Genomic DNA, 20,972 nt, shown 5'->3' on the forward strand with positions numbered 1-20,972 from the left:
ATGGAAGAGTCACCCTGGATTTCAGGAGCCCTTTCATGGTCGATACCCCGCAAGTTTCCGCCACCCCGCCCGAAAGCGTGCACGTGCTGCGCGACGATGAAGCAGGGTTGCGCGGGGTGATCGTGATGCACTCGACCCGGCGCGGCCCTGCCGCGGGCGGCTGCCGGCTGTGGCGTTACGGCGATCATGCCGCACTGGTCGGCGACGCGATGCGGCTGGCCGAGGGCATGACCTACAAGAACGCGATGGCCGACCTGCCGCTCGGCGGCGGCAAGGCGGTCCTCAACCTGCCCGAAGGCGATTTCGACCGACGCAAGCTGTTCGCTGCCTTCGGCCGCGCCGTCGCCCGGCTCGAAGGGGACTATGTCACCGCCGAGGATGTCGGGACCAGCGTGGCGGACATGGAAGCGGTACGCGGCGAGACCCGCCATGTCGCGGGCCTCCCTCCGCGCGACGGGCGGCCCGGCGGCGATCCCTCGCCCTGGACCGCGCGCGGCGTGTTCCTGGCGATGGAGGAAGCGGCACGGCGCCAGCTCGGCAGTGAGCTCAAGGGCCTGCGCGTCGCGGTACAGGGGCTGGGCAATGTCGGCTCGGCTCTGTGCGGGATGCTCCACCAGGCCGGCGCGCGGCTGATCGTGGCGGAACCCCGGCCCGGCGTCGCCGCCGAAATCGCCTGCCGCTACGACGCCGAGATCATGGGCCGCGACAGCATCCTCGATGCGCGCTGCGCGATCTTCGCCCCCTGCGCACTGGGCGGCGTACTCGACCGCGAGACGGTCGGCCGGCTGCGTGCCAAGCTGGTCTGCGGCGCTGCCAACAATGTGCTCGCTACCCCCGAGGACGGCGACCGGCTCGCCGATCGCGGCATCCTCTATGCGCCCGATTATGTCGTGAATGCGGGCGGGATCATCAGCGTCGCGGGGGAATATCTCGGCTGGAGCGTCGACGAAGTGGCGACGCGCGTCCATGCCACCGGCCTGCGGCTCGGCGCGGTGCTCGCGCATGCGGCACGCGAAGGGCTGGCGCCGCACCGCGCCGCCGATGCGCTCGCCCGCGCGCGGATCACCGCCGCGCCGACCAGCCCCGTGCGCGAAGCCGCCTGAGCCCGGCCATGCGCTTCGACATTGTTGCCGAGCCGAGCGCGACATTGCTGTGCCGCGTGCTCGGTCTGATTGCCCAGCTCGACCTGGCTGCGCCCGACATGGAAGTGCAGGTCACGGCCAGCACGATGCAGCTGTGGCTCGACCTTCCAGATCCGGGGGGACATGCCGGCAGGATCCTGGCGGAGAAGATGGGCCGCTGCATCGGCGTCGAGGCAGTGACGCTCGACGGAGCGCCACTCGCCCTGATGCCGGCCTAGGCCGGCTGCAGGTTCACCGCGCGCGGTTGGGCCGGCGGCAGGCCGCCGCTTTCCTCCTGCGCCATCAGCTCCTGCTTGCGCGCGAGCATGGCGTCGCGCAGCGCGACCAAATCGACTTCCTCGACCTTGCGGCACGCGGCGAACATGCCCTCGGACGGCATCTCCTCCTCATGGACGTGATGCGCGATCTCCTCGGACAGCACGTGCACCTTGGCGTCGTAGAAATCGTCGCCCGGATTGCCGGCCTCGATATCGTTGATCAGCACCTTGGCGCCGTCATGCTCGACATAGGCTTCGTCGAGCATGTCGCCTTCGATCTTGCCGCGATAGGCGGGGTAGAAGATCTCTTCCTCGAGCGTCGTGTGGATCTTGAGCTCGACGCAGATCTGATGGGCAAGCTTCTTCTTGGTTGCCGAACCGCTCGCGCCTTCATACTGCTCGAACAGCTTCTCGACCTTGCGGTGATCCGCCTTCAGCAGTGCGATCGCATCGGTATAGTCTTGATCCGCCATGGAATTTCTCCCTGTTCGCTTCGCCGTTTCAAAGCTTTGCGATTGCGGGAGTTCCTGCTGCGAACGACTCTCAGGCGGCTTCGCTCCGGGCCATCCGCGCCGACTGCATCAGCCCGCGCAACTGCTTGCGGAACGTAGGTGCGGCAAAGTGCTGCGCGGCGTTCATATAGCCTTCGAACGACACTTCGCGCTCGATCTCTTCGACGCGGCGATAGGCACCGCTGTTCGCCAGCTCCAACCCGCGTTCGATGATGGACTTGGACATGGATTCTCCCGGGGAACGATTGTGGCTCCGCAACAACTCGGGGCCGCCCCTGCTGGTTCCGGTGGGCGCCTAGTTTCGCTCTGCCCGGCCCGAAGCATTTGTTTATTCACCCACTAATCTAGTAGGATATTGTGCCCCCTGCACCGGCCTGAAACTACCGCGCGAGGGTATCCGCATGTCGCTCAAGCTCTTCGACACCGTTCCCGACTTCATTCCGGGGGCCACCCCATATCAGCGCACCGTGGTGCAGCCCGGCTCGGTGCATCGAGCAAAGTCGTGACGGCACTTCCGCTCTCGTCGCCGTTCACGGCAGAGATCTCGCAAACGGTCTCCGCGCTCAATGCCGCGCGCTCGGCCTGGCGGGAACGTCAGGCCGGGCGCCACGCGGTGGCGCGCTTCCCATCGCCGACCGTACTGTCCGAGGCGGTGGAGCACCTCTCCGCCGCACTGTTCCCCGCCCGGCTCGGCGGCTTTCGCGGCGGGGTGGCGCGCGAGGATGATTTCGTCGCGGAGCGGCTCGGCGGGGCCTTTGCACTGCTCGGGCAGGAGATCGACGCCGAGTTCGATTATTGGCAGCGCGAGACCGACCAGCCCTTCGATCCGGACCAGGCCCAGACGATCGTCCGCCTGTTCGCCGCAACGCTCCCCGAGATTCGCGCGGCGATCGATGCCGATGTCGAGGCCGCCTTTGTCGGCGATCCCGCCGCACGCAGCGTCGACGAGATCCTGATCAGCTACCCGGGCGCACTCGCGATCCGCTATCACCGCATCGCGCACGAGCTGCACGCACTCGGCGCGGTGATCGTGGCACGCATCGTCTCCGAATTCGCCAATGCCCGCACCGGCATCGACATCCATCCCGGCGCGACGATCGGCCCAAGCTTCTTCATCGATCACGGCACCGGCGTGGTGATCGGCGAAACCGCGATCATCGGCCGCAATGTACGGCTCTACCAGCATGTCACGCTCGGCGCCCGCAGTCCGCTCGGGCTGGCGCCGGCGGGGCCGCGCACCCGCCACGCCCGGCACCCGATCCTCGAGGATGACGTGATCGTCTATGCCGGCGCGACGATCCTCGGCCGCGTCACCATCGGGCGCGGCAGCACGATCGGCGGCAATGTCTGGCTGCTCGACGATGTCCCGGCACACTCCCTGATCGTCCAACCCGGCGCGATCCGTCTAAAAGAAGATCAGGCGCACCAACTCGGCGCGCGACTGGCGGAGCATGGCGCATGAAGCCATTGATCGGGGTGCTGTGCTGCAATGAAGTCGCCGAGCGGCCGATCCAGGTCGTGGCGAGCCGCTTCATCGCGCCGCTGACCAAAGTCTCCGACGCGACGGTGCTACTAGTCCCGGCACTCGCAGATGCGTTCGACGCACGATCGATCGCCGGCCGGCTCGACGGGCTGCTGCTCACCGGCTCCCGCTCCAACATCGCCGCATCGCGTTATGGCGGGGCATGGGACCAGACTCCGCTCGACGAACAGCGCGATGAAGTGGCGCTCGCGCTGGCCGATGCGATGATCGAAGCCGGGCGCCCGGTGTTCGGCATCTGCCGCGGGATGCAGGAGCTGAATGTGCTGTTCGGCGGCACGCTGCGCGGCGACCTTGAAGGGCATCATCTCGAGGACGAGAGCCGGCCGTTCGAGTGCCTGTTCACCCACGGCCATGACGTGGAATTGCAGGGGGCCGGCGTGCTCGCCGCGGCGACCGGCGCGCGCCGGCTCGCCGTCAATTCGGTGCACCGCCAGGGAATCGACCGGCTGGGAGTGGGCCTCGATGTCGAGGCGCTGTCACCCGAAGATGGGCTGGTCGAGGGCTTCTCCGCCCGGCCCAACGGCGCGCAGGTGCTGGCGGTGCAATGGCATCCCGAATGGGATGTTGAGCGCCAGGCCGGCAGCCGCGCCTTCTTCAGGCTGGTTGGTGAGGCGCTGGCTGCCTGACGCGTCCGGACGGTGCCGCCGCTACGACGAAGGCGATCACCGTGCCAATGCAGAGCTGAAACGGGAAAGCCAGATGGTCGAACGGCGCGGGCAGGCCGATCGGGCCGGCAATGGCGGGCTGGAGCAGCAGCACCGTGAAGAAGCCCGCGATCAGCGCGGCGATTACCGAAGCCGTGGTCCCGCGCGGGGTGAAGATTGCGGTCAGGTAGACGCCGATCAGCCCGGCATAGGCGAACCCCATCACCCCCAGCACGAATTCGAGCATCCCCTGCCTGGTATAATGCTGCCAGTAGAAGGAGAGCACCGCGACGATCAGCATCGCGACGCCGATCACCCCCATGCCGGCGCGGCCTGCCTGGACATAATGATGCTCGGGCATTTCCTGGCGGCCGCTGCGCCATGGCCGGTAGAAATCCTCGATCAGCACCGACGACATCGCATTGAGCGCCGAATTGGTCGTCGCCACCGCCGCGGCGATGATCCCGGCGGTGACCAGCCCGCGCAGCCCAGACGGCAGCTGGGTCAGGATATAGTGCATGAAGATGCTGATCTTCTCGCCGCCGAACGCCAGGCTGGCCCCCGCGGTAGCGCCACCCATCAGCTCGGGCCGGTCGTAGAAGACGTGGAGCAGCAGCCCGATCGTGATGAACAGCGCCACCACCGGCACCGTGCCGATCACCGACCAATAGAGGCTGCGCGCACCCGTCTTCGCGTCCTTGCAGGCGAGCAGGCGCTGGGTCGTGTCCTGGTCGAGCCCGGAGGATGCGACATAGAGCAGCGCGATACCGGTCACGATCGCGAGCAGCGAGAAGGGCTTGGAGAGGTCGGTGGTGAAGTCGAACAGCCGCAGCTTGTTCGCCCCGTCGGGTGCATGGAGCAGCCCCTGGAGGATCTCGGCATTGCTCGCGGGGATGCCCGCACGCAGATAGACCAGCACCGCGATCGCCGATCCGACGAAGATCACGAACTGGACGAGGTCGATCCACAACACCGATTTCAGCCCGCCGACAAAGGTCGAGAGGAAAGCAGCGGCGACAAGGAACCCAGCGGCGATAAAGATGCCCTGTGCGCTCACCGTCCCGCTCATCACCATCGCGATCGCGATCGCCGCAAGATAGATGCGCGCGCCCCCGGCGAGTACACGGCCGAACAGGAACATGCCGCCCGCCCAGCGGGTCGCCAGCGTGCCGAAGCGCTGGCCGAGCAACTCATACACCGTGGTCACCCGCGCCGCATAGAAGCGCGGGATCAGCACATGCGCGACGAAGATCGCGCCGATCAGCCCGCCCAGATTAGTGCCGAGATAGGTGAAGTCACCATGATAGCCGAAGTCGGGCGCACCCAGGAACGTCGCCGCCGATTGCGTCGCGGAAAGCACCGAGATCGCCGCGAGCCAGGCGGGGACGTTGCCGCCCGCGAGGAAATACTCCTTCGCCGTGCCGGTGTGGCGCGGCGTGAACAGCCAGCCGCCGGCGATCAGCAGCACCAGATAGAGAAGGATGACGATCCAGTCGGTCAGGCTGAAGGGCAGGTGCATGGGCGTCCTAGTAAAGGAGGTAGCGCGCGCGCCGCGCCTTGAAAGCATTAAGCCCAGCCTGCCAGTCGGCAGCGATCTTGCGCGGATCCACGCCGGCCTTGATCTGGTCGAGCACCGCGCGATTGCGCAGCAGCCGATCGACCTTCTCGATCTGGAACTTGTCGCCGTAGAGCTTCCACAGGGCCGCGACCGTCTCGACGCCGAGCGCGGGCGCATCGAGCTTGGTCCGGTCGTGGATGATCACCTCCACGCCTTCGACGCGCTGCCCCGCGAACGGGTAGAGCTTGTCGTTCGCCGGCACATAGGTGACCGCCAGGAAGCTCACCCCGGGGATAGCCCGCGCGTTGAGATAGGCGGCCAGCTGTGTCCCCTTGATCCAGGGCGCGCCGAAGCGGAGGAACGGCGCCTCGCCCGGCCCCTTGATGTTGACGTTGGTGCCTTCGAGCAGCGCGGTGCCGGCATAGGCGGTCGCTTGCGTGATGCTGCGCAGATTGGGCGACGGGTTGATCCAGAGGAGCCCGGTGTCGTCATACCAGTCGGCGCGCTTCCAGCCGGTCATCCGGATCACGCTGAGCTGCGCGCCGAGCTTGTCCTCGGCGTTGAACAGGGTCGCCAGCTCGCCCATCGTCATGCCCGGGCGCATCGGCTCGGCATGGGGGTTGGTGTAGGTCTCGGTCCCCGGCGTCGAGACCGGCCCCTGCACCGCCAGCCCGCCCAGCGGGTTCGGCCGGTCGAGGATGATCACTTCGACATGGTTGGCCGCACAGGCCTGGAGGAAATATTTGGCGAGCGTCTGGAAGGTCCAGTAGCGCACCCCGGCATCCTGCAGGTCGATCACCACGGCGTCGAGCCCGGCAAGCTGCGCCGCGCTCGGGCGCTTCTCCGCATCGGTGCGGCCGTACAGGCTGACGATCTCCAGCCCGCTCGCCGCATCGAGCTTGTCGTCGATGTTCATGTCGTCGGTCGCGGCGTTGATGCCGTGCTCGCCGCTGAACAGCTTGACGACCTGGAGCCCCGACACCGCCGCCTGCCCATCGCGCCGCAGCACGTCGATTGTCCGCCGTCCCTGCCCGTCGACGCTGATCGGGTTGGCGAGCACCGCGATGCGCAGCTTGCCGCCATGCCGCGCGGCGATCGCGCGCAGCGGCGCGAAATGCGTGTCCTGCAGCACGTCGATCCCGGTACGCACCTGCGCGGCGGCCGGCATCGCGACGAGCAGCGCGAGCAGGAGGAGGAGGAGCCGCTTCACTTCGCGGCATCCAGCGCGGTCAGCACCGCAGTGTGGATCGCCGGACGCGCCTTGAAGATCTCGGCATTGTTCCGCGTCGGGTTCACCCGGTTGGTCAGCAGGATAATGAAGGCGTCGCGGTCCGGGTCGATATAGAGCGATGTGCCGGTGAAGCCGGTATGGATGATCGCACGGGGCGAGGCGAGCGGGCCGGAAAAGCCGTTGACCGAAGGCATGTCCCAGCCAAGCGCGCGGCTGCTTCCCGCCGGCAGGCCCTGGGGCTGCATGAACAGCTTGATCGTCTCCGCCTTGATGATCTGGCGGCCATGATGGCGCCCGTGATCGAGATAGAGCTGGGTGATCTTCGCCAGGTCCGCCGCGGTCGAGAATAGCCCAGCATGGCCGGCGACCCCGCCCATCACATACGCATTCTCGTCATGCACCACGCCGCGCACCAGCATGTGGCGGAAGCTCGTGTCCAGCTCGGTCGGCGCGATCCGGGCGAGCTTGGCCTTGGGCGGATTAAACCCGGTGTCCTTCATGCCGAGCGGCCCGAACACTTCCTTGTGCAGGAACGCGTCGAGCGGCTGCCCGGTGATCCGCGAGACGATCTCGCCGACCAGGATCAGGTTGAAGTCCTGATAGACATAGGTCGTGCCCGGCGGGCTGCCGACCGGCATGGTGTAGAGCTGCTTGAGGATTCCCGCGCGATCATTGGCGTGCCCCCAGAGCAACCCCGATACCGGTTTGAAGCCCGAGCTGTGGCTGAGCAGATGCCGCACGGTGATCGCATCATGGCCCGGCGTGCCGGCGAATTCGGGGAGGTAGCGCTGCACCGGCGCATCGAGATCGAGCTGGCCGCGATCAAAGAGAATCTCGGCCGCGGTGGTCGTCGCAGTCACCTTGGTGAGCGAAGCGAGATCGAAGATCGCATTCCGCGGCATCGCCGGCGCTTTCGCGTCGCTGTCGATATGGCCGAACGCCTTGATCGCGAGCAGCTTGCCATGCTGCCCCACCGCGAGCACCGCGCCGGGAAAGGCCTTGCCGACCCAGGCCTCGACTTCGGCAAAGGCCGGGGCGAGCTGGACCTTGTGGGGAGCGGCGGCATGGAAAGGCGGTAGCGGCGCCGGTGCGGCGGCGCTGGTGACAAGCAGCGCGCCGGCGGCTGCCAGGGCCCGAAGGCGTATCATCGCGACCATCTTCTCTCCCTCACATCCCGCCCTTTGGCGGCAGCATGGGGTGGTCGCGGCTATGCGGTCAAGGAACCGCGCCTTGCCCGGCTATAACCAGCGGGCAAGGCGCACGCCCGTCACTGCGCGGCTTCGTCCGCGTCGATTACGCCATTCTTGTTCGCATCGGCCTTGTCGAACTTGGCCATGTCCTCGGCAGCCAGCTCGGCGGCGCTGACATTGCCGTCGCCGTCGGTGTCGAGGCGCTTGAGGCGACGATCGACCTTGGCCCGGTCCATCGTCTCGCCGCGCTTCTCCGCCGCCTTGGTCATGAACGCCATCAGCTCGACCGGGCTGCCCTTGCCATTGCCGTCGGTGTCGAGATTCTTGAACTTCTTGGCCGATGCCGCCTGGGCCTCCGCCTTGGTCTGGCCGGCCTTCTGGGCGAGCGCCTGGCCCGAGATCAGCAGGGCACCGACGGTGACGGCAATCTTCACACTCTTCATGGTCCAACTCTCCTTAGGTTCTTGTATTTGATCAGAAACGGAAGCCGGCGCTAGCCCGCGCGCTCACGCTCGAGCCGCCCTCGCCCGTCTCGCCCCGCAGGCCGAGCCCAAGCACGAGCCGGCCGACATTGGTCGAGGCATCAAGACGGCCCGCCACCACGGTCTTGCCGAACTGGACGCCGTTCGCGGTGAAGCCGGTACCGGTGTCGAGAAAGCGGAACATCCGCACCGATTCCGGGCTGTCGAGATAGGTGCGCCCGCCAATATCGCCGGTCAGCGTCACGCCGTTGATCAGCGCCGTGCCGCGTAGGCCGTAGCTGGCCAGGCTGGTGGTGGTCCGCGCCTTGCCGGCGACCAGCGCCGCCGCCCCGCCCCATTCCTGCGCCTGGTCGAAGGTCGCCGAATTGATGCTGCCGCCGACATAGGGGCCGACGCGCACGCCGCCGCCCAGCTTGGCGAAATAGGCCAGCTCCCCGAACGCGGTGTAGCTATGGCCGTCGCCCGCCGAAACCAGCTGGTTGGACAGGCTGCCGAACGCGACATGGCGATCGGTGGAGACGGTGTTCGCCGAATAGCCGAAGCCGCCGGCGAAGCGCAGGTCGCCGAGATTATAGCCGAGATAGGCAAAGGCCGAATTGCTCACCAGCTTCGCGTCGCCCAGCCCCGCATCGAGGCTGATCTTGTTCTTCGCATAGCGATAGGAGACGCCCCAGCGCAGGTTATCGCCCGTCATCTCGATGCCGCCCGAGAGCACCTGACGATCCGAGTCGAACCCGGCCAGGCCATCCTGAGCGCCCGCCTTGAGCTGGCCCATGTCACCGGCGATCCAGAAGGCGCGCTTCTGGTCGCGCGGTCCGTCGATCCGGCCGATCAGCTCGCGGCCCGCGTCATGCCCGTCGCGTGAGGCCACGGTCATGGCCGCAGTGAACACCTCGCCCGAAAGCTGGTCGAAGGCACCCCGCGCATCGGCGGCGTTGAGGCCGATCACCGCATCGAACACCCCGCCCGAGCTGGTCGCTCCCACCGCGGCTGCCACCGCGATCTGATTCGGCGTCTGCGCGACCGAGCCCAGGCTCACATCATTGCGTAGCAAGCGAAGCTGCACGGTGGTGGCATTGTAGACCAGGCTCGGATTGAGGAAGGCGAGATCGGTGACGACGCTGCCGAAACTGCCCGTCACCGCCGATCCGGTGAGGATCGTATAGGTGGTGAGCGGCGAGAAGTTGGTCTGCCCGCCGGTCAGCACCGAGACGGTGCCGCCGTTGATCGTCACTGCGCCGGTGGCGATGATCTGGTCCGAGATCCCCGTCGGCGACACTTCGACCTGATAGGTCGATCCCGCCGCGAAGGTCAGGCTCCCGGCCACGTTGAGCGTGCCGATCGAATTGCCCGGAGCGACGATGCCCGAGACGCTCAGCGAACCGATCCTGCCCGATCCGCCCAGCCGTCCGGTCGCGCCGATCGTCAGCGTGCCCGCGAGCGAGCCGTTCACCACCAGCAGACCGTCGTTGATCGTGGTCGAGCCGGTATAGGTGTTGGCGCCGTTCAGCGTCAGCGTGCCGGTGCCCGACTTGATCAGGCGGCCAGTGCCCGAGAGGATGCCCGAATAGGCAGTCGAGCCGGTGCTGTTGACGGTCAGGATCGCGGTGCCGAGCGCGATATTGCCGTCGCCGGCAAGCCCGCCCACGGTGGTGGCGAAGTTGGCGAGGTTGACCGTGCCGGGCGCCGTGACGGTGAGCGTGCCGGTACCGAAGGCATTGGCGATGCCCGCGGTCAGCGTGCCCCCGGTCACGACAGTGCCACCCGAATAGGTGTTGGCCGCGCCCAGCGTCAGGTTACCGGTGCCCGCCTTGGCGAAGCTGCCGGTGCCACTGATCACGCCGGTGAAGCTGCTGGTCGCGCTGGTGTTCGCGGTAAGCGAACCGCTGCCGAGCAGGATCCGGCCCGCGCCGCTCAGGCCCGAGACCGACGCGGTGCCGCCATTGACGTCGAAGGTCGCGCCCGCCGCCACGCTCAGCGCGCCGCTGCCGATCGTGCCGCCATTCAGCCGCAGCGTGCCGGCCGAGACCGTGGTGGCGCCGGTATAGCTGTTCGCGCCGACCAGGGTGAACACCCCGGCGCCCGCCTTGGTCAGGCCGCCGCTGCCGCTGATGATGCCGGCATAGCTAGTATCGGTGTTGCCGCCGCCGGTGGTCAGGCTGCCGCCCGACAGCGTCACGCTGCCTGCGCCGGCCAGGCTGGCGATCGTCTGCGATGCGGTGAGGTCGAGCGTCGCGCCTGCCGCGATCGTGACGGTGGTACCCGTCGGCAGCGCGCCGCCCACGCCGGCGCGCAACGTGCCGCCGGCAATAGTGGTCGCGCCCGCATAGCTGTTGGCGCCGCCGAGGATCAGCGTGCCGCTGTCGAGCTTGTTGATCCCGCCGGTGCCGCCGATTACCGCGCTGATCGTCGCGCTCACGCCCGGATCGACGCGGATATTGGTCTGCGCGTCGGCCAGGCTCAGCGCACCCGTGCCCGCGGCGAGCACATAGCCGCTGGTCATGAACTGCATGCCGGTGACGCTGATCGCCCCGTCGACGGTCACGGTGCCGGCCGCGCCCTGGAACACGGCGAAGCGCCCGCCCCAGCTGTCATTCGCGGTGCCATTGGCATCGGTCCAGTTGGTACCGCTGGTGTTCCAGCTACCCGAGCCGCCGCCAATCGCGCCGTTGGCGGTGGTACCGGCACCGTCCCAGAACTGAATCTCGGGGACGATATTGTCATAGACCAGATTGACCTGCTGGCCGACCGAGGTCTGCAGATTGATGTGCGGCGCGTTCGACCCGGCCGGCAGCGTGCCGATGTCCAGGCCGTTGTTGGTGAGCGTGCCGGTATAGTCGATCAGGCGATAGACGCCGACGCCGAAGCCACCGAGATCGATGACGTTGAGCGTGCCGTCGAGCGTCAGGTCGCCATTGACCTGGATCCGGTCGCTGACCCCCGCCACGTTCGGCGCGCCGAGCCCCATGTCGAGTACCGAGCCCGAGGACAGGACCAGCCCGCCCGCGGTGAAGGTCCCCGCCCCGGCGCCGCCTGCTGCGAGATGCGCGCCGTCGGCGATGGTGACCACACCCGCCGCGCTGCCCGAGCCGCTCAGCGTCGCGCCGCTGGCGACGTTGACCGCGCCCGCGACGCTGCCGTCGAGCTGCAGCGTGCCGCTGCTCACCTGGGTCGCGCCGAGATAGCTGTTGGCGCCGCCGAGCGTTAGCGTGCCAGTGCCGGTCTTGGTCAGCCCGCCATTGCCGCTCGCCGCGCCGGTGAAGCTGTCATTGGCGTTGAGCCCGCCGGTGGTCAGGGTCGCGCCGAGCAGCACATTGCCCGCGCCGTTGAGGCCGCCGATGGTCTGGTCGGCGCGGATGTCGAGCGCCGCGCCCGAGGCGACCGAGACGTTGCTCGTCGCCGGCAGCGCGCCGCCGTTCAGCGCGACGACGGTGCCGACCTGGATGTTGGTCGCGCCGGCATAGCTGTTTGCGCCCGAGAGGATCAGCGTGCCGGCGTCGTTCTTGAGGATGCCGCCGCTGCCCGTGATCGCGGCGCTGATCGTGGCGGTAAGGCCCGGATCGACGCGAATATTGGTCAGTGCGGTGTTGGTGGTCAGCGTGCCCGTGCCGGCGGCGATCTCATAGCCGTCGGTCATGAACTGCGCGCCCGAGAACAGGATCGCGTCGTCCACCGTGACGGTACCCGCCGCACCGCCGAACACGCCGAACGCGCCGGCCCAGCCGCTATTGTTGGTCGCGGCTGCGTCGGTCCAGTTGGGGAAGGCGTTGGTCCAGCTGCCGCTGCCGCCCTGCGCCACGCCGTCACCCGAATTGTCGGTGCCATCCCAGAACTGGATCGTGGTCGCCGCCGGGGTGCCATAGACCAGGTTCACCTGCGTCGCGACCGAGGTCTGGATCGTCATCAGACTGCCGTTCGCGCCGGCAGGCACGCCGCCGATCAGCAGGCCATTATCGGTGAGCGCGCCGGTATAGTTGACCAGCCGGTACACGCCTTCGCCGAAGCCGCCGACATCGGCGATATTGAGCGTGCCGTCGAGGGTGAGGTCGCCATTGACCTGGATACGGTCACCGGTGCCGGGGGCGGCGAGGTCATAGTTGAGTACCGTATCCGCCGACAGCACGAGGCCATCGACATTGAGCGTGCCGATTCCATTACTGCCCGGCGCGAGCGTGCCGTTGCCCACCGTGAGCACACCGTAGATGCGCGCCGCCCCGGTGAGCGTGGCGCCGTTGATCACGCTGGTCGCCCCGCTCCAGCGGGTAAGCGCGACGGTACCGCCGCTGACGGTGAGTTGCCCGGTTGCCGTATTGGCGCCCGACAAGGTCAGCGTGCCGGTGCCGACCTTGGTTAGACCGCCAAGACCGCTGATCACCCCCGAGAATTCGGTGTTGCCGCCGCCCGAGCCGGTGGTGAGGATCGCACCACCCGAAGTGCCGCCGCTGGTCCGCACCGAGCCATCGCCCGAAAGATTGGACACCGTCTGGTTGCGCGCGATCGGGGTGCTGACCGACGCGCCGTCGATCACCGTCGTCGTCGAGTCTGTCATGTCGACGACGCCCGCGCCCGTGACGATCAACGCCGAATTGGCAGAGAAGCTGTTGTCGGTCATGCCCGAGCGCAGCCGCCCGTTGCTCACCACCGTGTCGCCCGAATAGCTGTTCTGCCCGAACAGGGTGAACTGGCCCGTGTTGACGATCTGCACCCCGCCGGTACCGGTTATCGTACCGGTGTTCGCCACCGTGCTGGTACGGTTCTGGATCAGCGTGCCGTTGTTGACGATCGTGCCGGCAACCGAGCCGCCCGAGCTGCCGCTGTCGTCATAACGTAGCGTCGCACCGGTCGAGATGGTCGCGCCGTTTCGCAGCGTCTGCCCGTTGGTGATCCCCCAAGTGCCACCCTGGACGTTCAGCGTATCGAAATTGCTAGCGCTAACCAGCACCTGCGAGCCGCTGCCGGTCAGGTTGAGAATGTCGGTAGCGTTCGTGCTCGATGCCGCGGTGATCGTTCCGTTGATGATCGCGCCGGTCTCGACCGTAACCGTGTTGACGGTGCCCGGCGCAACGTTCGCCGCCGCCCCGCCGAAGGTCACTGCGACGCCGCTGGCATTGAGGCCAGTACCGGCGGTGGTGACGCTGCCCGCGGCAAGCGTGACGTTGTTGATGGTGCTCGTCGCGCTGAGGTTGATGCGGATCGCCTCACGCGTAAGCGTTGAAGTGGTGAGACCGCCGTCGCCACCGGTGATCGTGCCGCGATTGACGATCGTTGTGTTGCCGGTGCCGATGATCCCATAGACGCCGCTGATCACGCCGGTCGCCTCGTTGGTGAGGGTCAACGTGCTGTTGGCGCGCACGCCTTCACCCTGAGTGGCTGAGGTCGCACCGGTGCCGAGGTTGGTGACCACCACCGCGCCCGTGCCCGTGATGTTTCCCGCGTTGACGATCGTGGTAGCGCCCGAACTTAGCACCCCTTCGTTGCCCGTGATCGACCCACCGGCACTGTTGTTGAGAATCAACGTTGCGCCCGGGATCGTCATCTCGACGCCCTGTGCCGCCTGGCCGACCCCAGTCGTATTGGTGGTCCCGGTGCTGATGATCGTGCCCGAATTGTTGATCGTCACCACACCCGTGTCAGCCGCGGTCGCGGTGATCTGGATCGCGTCATTGCCGCCGCGGATAAGGCCGGTGTTGTTGATCGTGATTGTACGCAGCCATGCCGCCGGAGGGGTGGCGGTATCGCCGGTGCCACTGATCGCACGGCCGTTTGTTGTGCCGTTCGGCACGCCCTCGATCGTGCCGTTATTGGTGATAACGATGCCGGTGCCGGTGCTGGCGCCGTTGATCGTCACCGCGCGATTGCCCGAGACCTGGATCGTGCCACCCGAGGCCACGGTCAGCGTGTCGTCGGCATCCATGTTGAGGTTGGTCGTGCGGGTCGTGCCGGCGCCGATGGTGGTGTTCTGCGCATGTGCCACCGTGGGCAGCGCCACGAAGCAGGCCGAAAGGAGCAGGCGGGTGCGCATGCTGCGGGCGCGGATCGAAAAAGTCATGAGTCTTCCTCCCCAAAGGCGGCGCGTTCAGCCGCATTGGTCTCGCCAGTCGTCTGGCTGCTTGTGATTTTCGTGAGCGCGCGCCGCGGCGCCCGCCCTCGCCGCCCCCGGGCGACGTTATCTGGCGCTAGGCCGGAATCGGCATCCTCGCTTGCTCTCCCATCGCACACCTCTCTGCTCGCATCCGGCTATCCCGGCCCAGACGGACCAGTTGCGGAATTGTGGTGATAAGGCCCGATCTCCGGTCCGGAGTCAATAGAATGGTTAGTCCAGAAATAAGATACTGGTCCGGTCCAATTTCGGGAATCTTTGTAATCCGGTGGTTCGCGCCAGAACCGGTCGCACCGCGTCACGCCGCAAGGCACGCCGATAGGCGCGCTTAAGGCGTAACTCGTCCTCCCGCACAGCGCATAGCCGCACGCGGTCAGGCCAGTTCTTCGATGCTCATTCTGGCGAATCCCCGGAGGGCTCCGGGCCCTAAGGTACAGCTATCGCGTATCTAGGCATATCAACCCTCTCCCCGACCGGGCATCTTGTTGTCAGATGTCTTTGGTTACCGGTGTCATACCAATAGGGGGCATTTTTCGCGGAGAGTCAAGCAGTGGTCAGGCCACATTCAAAGCCCAGGCATGCGACATCCCGCCACGACCCGCGTGACGACAGACAAAGCCTCGGGAAAGCTGCGCGCTACGGCGCGCCGGAATCAGCTGAGCTGGGCGCTGATCAGGAAGCGGTTGCGGCTGGCCTCGGCCTTGCGGCGGAGCTCCAGGATTTCCTTTTCCTCGTTCGCCTTCAGCATCGCCTCGAGCAGGCGGCTGAAATGCTTGCGCATCGCCGTGCGCGCCGCAGTCGAATCGCGCTGCTTGAGCGCCTCGAGCACGGCGGCATGCTCGTCGTGCCGGGTGTCGTCGTCCTTGTGGCACACCGAGGCATGGAGTGCGCAGATCTCAGGGATTTCGGTGCGCATCCGCCACAGCGTGTTGATCACGAACATGATCGCCTGATTGCCCGAGGCGGAGGCAATGGTCAGGTGGAAGGCGCGGTCCGCATCCGTCGCGGCGGCGCTGCCCTCCTCGGCTTCGGACATGGCGGCGACCAGCGCCTCCAGCACTTCAATCTGCTCGTCGCTGATCGTCGGAGCAGCCAACGCGGCCGCCTCGGACTCGAACAGCGAACGCGCCTCGGTCAGTTCGAACGCGCTGACCGTCGGCAGCGCGCCGGCGCTCGCCTCGTTGCGATCGCAAACATAGACGCCCGAGCCGGTCTTGATCCGCACCAGCCCCTGCGCCTGGAGCGCGATCTCGGCCTCGCGGATAGTGACCCGGCTCACGCCCAGCCGTTCCGCCATCTCCCGCTCGCCGGGCAGTCGCGATCCGGGAGGGAAAGTGCCCTCCGCGACCATCGCGGCAATCCGCTCGGCGATATCCTGGAAGAGACGGCGTTCGGCCATAAAGCCCTCAGTTCTTGATCGTAAGCGAATGCAATGCCTTAGACTGCGCCCATTTGGAATAGGCAATTGGTCCGCACCACCGCATTCGCCGTGGATTAGCGCAGGCGAAGGCGGAAGCTCAGGAAATATTGCGGCCCATAATATTCGACATTCCGGGTGCTGCCGACGACCGGCATGTACTCGACGCGCGGCTCGTTGAAGAGGTTGAGCGCCTGGAAGCGAATATCGGCAAGCTTGTTGATCTTGTAGCTGATGTTCGCATCGAAGGTGTTGTTGCCCTCGACATAGCGCAGCTGCGTATTGTCGGTGGTGAACGCCTGATAATAGCGCGAGCGATAGCGATAGATGCCCTGCAGCGAGATCGGCCCGATCTCGTAGAATGCCTGGGCCGAGAAGACGTGCTTCGAATAGCCGCTTAGGCCGGCCGCCGGGATCAGCCCGGGGGTCACGTCGCCGGTCACGCTGTCGACGATATCGCCGTAGCGGATGTCCTGCGTCTTGTAGTTCGACCAGGCATAATTGTAGCTCAGCTTCACGCCGAACCCGTCGAGCGGATGCGGCAGCCAGGTGAACTGGTTCGATGCCGTGATCTCGACGCCGTAGAGGTCGGCCTTGTCGTCGCTGTTGGTGGTCTGGGTGACCGGCACGGCGTAATCCTGCCCGCCGATCGTGAAGTTCTCGTCGGTGGTGATTGGGATCTTCCCGCCGGTGAACTTCTTGTAATAGACCGTCGCCGCGAACAGCGTGTCCTTGTTCGCGTAATATTCGAATGCCGCGTCGGCATTCCACGACATGGTCGGCTTCAGCCGCGGGCTGCCAGTGGCGATGATCGAGTTGATCGCGTCGGTCACCGAGGTGAAGCCCGTGCCCACTTCCAGCGTGATCGAGCGGCCGGCACCCAGCGCGCTCGGCGCGGGGCGCGACATTGCGCGGTAGATGCCGGTGCGGATGCGCATCTTCGGCGACAGGTCGAAGATCGCGTTGACGCTCGGCAGCCAGCGCATCGTGCCCGCGGTGACTTCGGTATTGGTGAAGGTGCCGTTCTCTCGCAGCGAGATCGAGCCATCGCTGTTGTTGATCACATCGAGGCCGGAGCGCAGACCCCGCGCGGTCACCTGCGTATGCACACCGCGCAGGCCGAAATTGCCGCGCACGCCCAGCCCGCCAAGATCACCCGAGAAGCTCGCCATCGCATAGCCCGCCCAGGTCTCTTCGGTGACGTCCGAATTCTCGACCGCGCGCAGGTCGCCGGTGTTGCCGGGATCCTCGGTGCCCAGATAGTTGCGGAACTGGCAGAGCGCGTCGAAGGCCGCGAAGCTGCCCAGGCCCTGGCTCGGCGCATCGGAGAAGAAGTTCTTCTCCGCAAACGGCGTGCGGCAGGCCAGATTCACCGCGCGGTCCACCGCCAGGCTGTCCTGGGTGATGATCTTGTCGTTGCTGTAGCCGAAGAACTTGCGTTGCGCCCAGCGGCCGCCGACGTCGATCCGCTGGATGAAGCCGTCGAGCTTGTAGCTGGCGTCGAACCGCGCCGAGAGGATCTCGTCGTCGCGGCCATCCTGCGATCGGGTCAGCTGCGCGTCGTCGCTGAACGCCGTGTAGTCGGTCGGGCTGAAGCGCGAATCATAGGTGAAGTTCGGCAGGAAGCTCTGCGTGAAGTCGACATGATAGGGAATGCGCTGGTTGTTGATCGCCGTGCGCACGCCATTGATGTCGAACGGATCGGTGCGCAGGCGTGTCGTGCGGGTGATGTCGAGGCGCGTGGTGTGCGAATAGCCGAAGTCGCCGGTCACGGTCAGGCGGTCGGTCGGCTTCCATTCGATATTGCCGCCGAAGCCCAGATATTTCTCGTCGCGCTGGAACAGGCCCGACTGCACCTGCATCGTTGCCGAACCATCGGCCGAGAGCAGCTGGTGGTTGTCACCGATCACGACGTTGTGGAGATTGTAGCGGCCCTCGGCGGTGCCGAAATCGTGGCGCTCTTCGCTGTACTGGCGCCGCGAATATTGCAGATCGAAATTGACGTCGATCGTCGGGCTCGGCTGCCACTGGACCGCGCCGAACACGGCGTTGCGCAGGTCCGAGGTGATCATCTGGCGATAGAGATACGAGTTGGACGCGTGGTAAAAAGGCGTGCCCGAATTGCCCTGCTGGCGAGTCACTTCGGTGCAGTTGGTGGTGGAGACAACCGCGGCGTTGCAGGTGAACCAGGTCGAGCTGGTATAGAAGCGCTCGACCGGATCGTTCACGTCGTTGCGCTGATAGCCGATCGAGACGCCGAGCCGGCCAAGGCCGCCCAGGTTGAACTGGTCGATATAGCTGGCGGTAGCGCGGTAGCCATAGCCGCTCTGGCCGCTGATCCGGTCCTGATAGGGGTTGTAGTTGCCCTTGATCTCGCCCTGGATCTGGCGGCGCTTGTAGTCGAGCGGCTTGCGCGTCTCGAGCTGGATCTGGCCGGCGACGCCGCCTTCGATCAAGTCGGCCTGCTGCGTCTTGTAGATCTTGATCGCGTTGAACAGCTCGGACGGGAACTGGCCGAAATTGACGGCGCGGTCGCCCGACCCGTTGGTCGCTTCGCGGCCGTTGAGCGTGGTCATGCTGAGACCCGAGCCGAGGCCGCGGATCGAGACTTCGGTGGGGCCGTAATTGGCGCGGTCGATCGAGGCGCCGGTGATCGTCGCGATCACTTCGCCGACCGACTGCCCTGGCAGCTCGCCGATTTCCTTTGATGAGACCGCATCGACGATCGCATCCGAATCGCGCTTGGACTGGATCGAGCTCTGGATCGTCTCGCGGATCGCGGTGACGACGATCTGGTCTTCCTGCGCCGTTTCGGGTGCCGCCTCAGGGGCGGCCTGCTCGGCAGAGGCCGGTGCGCTGTCCTGCGCCCAGGCCGGCGTAACTGCCAGCGCCGCAGCGACCGACACGCCCGCCAGAAGAACCGAGCGCGCGCGCGTACGGACGGAGACCAGAGCCATTCAAATCCTCCCAGATTCTATTTTTATACCAATTCTATGAACCACAGGTCAGGATAATGTCAATGATATCTTGATACCAATTCTCCAATCCGCTTAGTGCGCCGCAACAAAACAGGACAGGAGGATTGGATGGCAACCGGACCAGCGGGTAGCGGACCAGCACGGCTTATCGGCTTCGGCGAAGTGCTCACCCGCCTCGCCACGCAGGGCCGGGTCCAACTCGCGCAGGCGCGCAGCCTCGATCTCCATATTGGCGGGGCAGAAGCCAATGTCGCGGCGGCGCTGGCATCGCTCGGCCACCGCACCGCGATGGTCTCAGCGATTCCGCATCACGGGCTCGGCGACAGCGCCTGGCGCGCGCTGAGCGCAGCCGGGGTCGACCTGCGCCACAGTGTACGCGCGCCGGGCCGGCAGGGGCTCTATTTCCTCACACCCGGCGGATCGCTGCGCGCTTCCGAGATCCTCTATGACCGCGCCGGCAGCGCCTTCGCTCTGCACGACTGGGCCGGGTTCGACTGGCAAGCGGCGCTTGCGGGCGCCGAGTGGCTGCACGTCTCGGGCATCACCCCTGCCCTCGGCCCCGATCTCGCCCTGGCGACGCACACCGCGATGGCCGCGGCGCGCGCGCTCGGCCTGCGCATCTCGTTCGACGGCAATTACCGGCCGGCCTTGTGGGAGAGCTGGGACAGCAATCCCCGCGCGATCCTCACCGAGCTGGTCCGCCAAGCCGATCTGTTCTTCGCCAACCACCGCGACATGGCGCTGCTGCTCGATCACCCCTTCTCAGGCGACGGCGAGGCACGGCGGCGCGAGGCGGCGCTCGCCGGGTTCGAGGCCTTCCCCAACCTCAAATGGATCGCCTCGACCGCGCGCCACGTCGAGACCAGCGACTGCCACCGCCTCGCCGCGCGGATCGACACGCTCGAGACCGGCTTCCAGACGCGCGAGGTTCTGATGCCCGGCATTATCGACCGGATCGGCGGCGGCGACGCCTTTGCCGCCGGCGTGCTGCACGGACTGATCGAGGGCACCGACGTGCCGCGCGCCGCCGAACTCGGGCTGGCGCTCGCCTGCCTCAAGCACAGCGTCCCCGGCGACATGGCGCTCTTTCCGCGTGCCGACGTGGAAGGTTTCTCTGGCGAAGGCGCCGATGTGAAACGCTAGAACAGCTTCCAGATCGGGTTCGCCGGATCGGCCAGCAGCTTCACTGTCAACGCGGCGGACATCACCACCAGCAGCGGCCGCACGCCCTTGCCCCCGAAGCGGATCGCCAGCCGCGCGCCGATCTGGTTGCCCGTCATGTTCGCCACCGCCATCGAGATACCGAGCCCCCAGAGCAGCTTGCCTCCGGCGATCATCGCGAGCAGGCCGGCCAGGTTGGTGGCGAGGTTGAGGAACTTGGTGTTGCCGATCGCGCGGACCAGCCCCAAACCCGCCAAGGCGACCAGCACCGTGGTCAGGAACGATCCGGTACCCGGCCCGAAGAACCCGTCATAAAAGCCGATCGCGGCCACGATCAGCGTGATCCCCGCCGTGCCCAGCCGGGCATCGCGATCCTCCGCACGCATCTTGGGTGCCAGCAGGAAATAGAGCCCGATCAGGATCAGCAGCACTGGGACGAAGGCGGCGAGGAAGCTCGGGTCGATATGCTGCAGCGTAACCGCTCCCGCCGCCGATCCGGCAAAGGCGCCGCATGCCGGAATCGCGAACCGCCGGAAGTCGACATGGCCGGCGCGCGCATAGGTGAGCAGCGCGGATCCGGTGCCGCAGGCGCTGGCCAGCTTGTTGGTAGCGATCGCCGAGACCGGCGGGATGCCCGCCGCCAGCAGCGCGGGCAGCGAGATCAGCCCGCCCCCGCCCGCCATCGCATCGATCGTGCCGGCAAGCAGCGCCATGGTGATGAGGAAGGCGAGAATGTCGGGGGTAAGGTGCATTGCCA

The 20,972-nt window shown here is 66.6% G+C and carries 15 protein-coding genes; 5 read left to right on the top strand and 10 right to left on the bottom strand.

Annotated features, from left to right (window positions below):
• Window positions 1–35 precede the first annotated feature (35 nt).
• Window positions 36–1,103: a Glu/Leu/Phe/Val dehydrogenase gene (locus tag HZY97_RS09965; RefSeq protein ID WP_180143047.1), complete on the top strand. Its 1,068-nt coding sequence runs from the start codon at window positions 36–38 to the stop codon at window positions 1,101–1,103.
• 8 nt (window positions 1,104–1,111) lie between these two features.
• Window positions 1,112–1,360, top strand: a complete 249-nt coding sequence (locus HZY97_RS09970; protein ID WP_180143049.1) for a hypothetical protein — start codon at window positions 1,112–1,114, stop codon at window positions 1,358–1,360.
• Here HZY97_RS09970 and HZY97_RS09975 read toward each other — a convergent pair.
• Together HZY97_RS09975 and HZY97_RS09980 are read right to left on the bottom strand one after the other, a co-directional pair.
• Window positions 1,357–1,872: a hemerythrin domain-containing protein gene (locus HZY97_RS09975; RefSeq protein ID WP_180143051.1), complete on the bottom strand. Its 516-nt coding sequence runs from the start codon at window positions 1,870–1,872 to the stop codon at window positions 1,357–1,359. The two genes, HZY97_RS09970 and HZY97_RS09975, sit on opposite strands and share 4 nt — an antisense overlap.
• 70 nt (window positions 1,873–1,942) lie before the next feature.
• Entirely contained in the window at window positions 1,943–2,137 is a 195-nt protein-coding gene (locus tag HZY97_RS09980; RefSeq protein WP_180143053.1) for a hypothetical protein, read from the bottom strand.
• Window positions 2,138–2,413: 276 nt separating this feature from the next.
• Between HZY97_RS09980 and epsC the strand changes: the two genes are divergently transcribed.
• Both epsC and HZY97_RS09990 read left to right on the top strand, forming a co-directional pair.
• Entirely contained in the window at window positions 2,414–3,373 is a 960-nt protein-coding gene (gene epsC / locus HZY97_RS09985; protein WP_180143055.1) for a serine O-acetyltransferase EpsC, read from the top strand.
• A complete protein-coding gene (locus tag HZY97_RS09990; RefSeq protein WP_180143057.1) occupies window positions 3,370–4,080 on the top strand; it encodes a gamma-glutamyl-gamma-aminobutyrate hydrolase family protein in 711 nt (236 codons plus the stop codon). Before epsC ends, HZY97_RS09990 begins: the two co-directional genes overlap by 4 nt.
• On the opposite strand, the gene HZY97_RS09995 is transcribed toward HZY97_RS09990, so the two are convergent.
• The 7 genes from HZY97_RS09995 to HZY97_RS10025 all read right to left on the bottom strand — a co-directional run bounded on the left by HZY97_RS09995 (window position 4,049) and on the right by HZY97_RS10025 (window position 19,033).
• On the bottom strand, window positions 4,049–5,617 hold the full coding sequence (locus tag HZY97_RS09995) for a sodium:solute symporter (RefSeq protein WP_180143059.1): 1,569 nt from the start codon (window positions 5,615–5,617) through the stop codon (window positions 4,049–4,051). The genes HZY97_RS09990 and HZY97_RS09995 overlap by 32 nt on opposite strands.
• A 7-nt stretch (window positions 5,618–5,624) precedes the next feature.
• Complete coding sequence (locus HZY97_RS10000) at window positions 5,625–6,866, bottom strand: DUF1343 domain-containing protein (protein ID WP_180143061.1); 1,242 nt, start codon at window positions 6,864–6,866, stop codon at window positions 5,625–5,627.
• The gene (locus HZY97_RS10005; RefSeq protein ID WP_180143063.1) at window positions 6,863–8,035 is read right to left on the bottom strand and encodes a serine hydrolase; all 1,173 of its coding nucleotides are present in this window, start codon (window positions 8,033–8,035) and stop codon (window positions 6,863–6,865) included. The genes HZY97_RS10000 and HZY97_RS10005 overlap by 4 nt, the downstream gene beginning before the upstream one ends.
• Window positions 8,036–8,154: 119 nt before the next feature.
• Window positions 8,155–8,520: an EF-hand domain-containing protein gene (locus HZY97_RS10010; RefSeq protein WP_180143065.1), complete on the bottom strand. Its 366-nt coding sequence runs from the start codon at window positions 8,518–8,520 to the stop codon at window positions 8,155–8,157.
• Between the two features lie 31 nt (window positions 8,521–8,551).
• Window positions 8,552–14,608 carry an autotransporter-associated beta strand repeat-containing protein gene (locus HZY97_RS10015; protein ID WP_180143067.1) on the bottom strand — a complete coding sequence of 2,019 codons (6,057 nt, stop codon included), beginning with the start codon at window positions 14,606–14,608 and terminating at the stop codon, window positions 8,552–8,554.
• 703 nt (window positions 14,609–15,311) lie between these two features.
• The gene (locus HZY97_RS10020; protein ID WP_180143069.1) at window positions 15,312–16,058 is read right to left on the bottom strand and encodes a FadR/GntR family transcriptional regulator; all 747 of its coding nucleotides are present in this window, start codon (window positions 16,056–16,058) and stop codon (window positions 15,312–15,314) included.
• 95 nt (window positions 16,059–16,153) lie between these two features.
• The gene (locus HZY97_RS10025) at window positions 16,154–19,033 is read right to left on the bottom strand and encodes a TonB-dependent receptor (RefSeq protein WP_180143071.1); all 2,880 of its coding nucleotides are present in this window, start codon (window positions 19,031–19,033) and stop codon (window positions 16,154–16,156) included.
• A gap of 129 nt (window positions 19,034–19,162) precedes the next feature.
• Here HZY97_RS10025 and HZY97_RS10030 point away from each other — a divergent pair, with 129 nt between their 5' ends.
• Entirely contained in the window at window positions 19,163–20,197 is a 1,035-nt protein-coding gene (locus HZY97_RS10030) for a sugar kinase (protein WP_180143073.1), read from the top strand.
• Here HZY97_RS10030 and HZY97_RS10035 read toward each other — a convergent pair.
• Entirely contained in the window at window positions 20,194–20,967 is a 774-nt protein-coding gene (locus HZY97_RS10035) for a TSUP family transporter (RefSeq protein WP_180143075.1), read from the bottom strand. The genes HZY97_RS10030 and HZY97_RS10035 overlap by 4 nt on opposite strands.
• Window positions 20,968–20,972 lie beyond the last annotated feature (5 nt).

Source organism: Sphingomonas sp. R-74633 (genome assembly GCF_013416555.1).
Lineage (GTDB): Bacteria > Pseudomonadota > Alphaproteobacteria > Sphingomonadales > Sphingomonadaceae > Sphingomonas.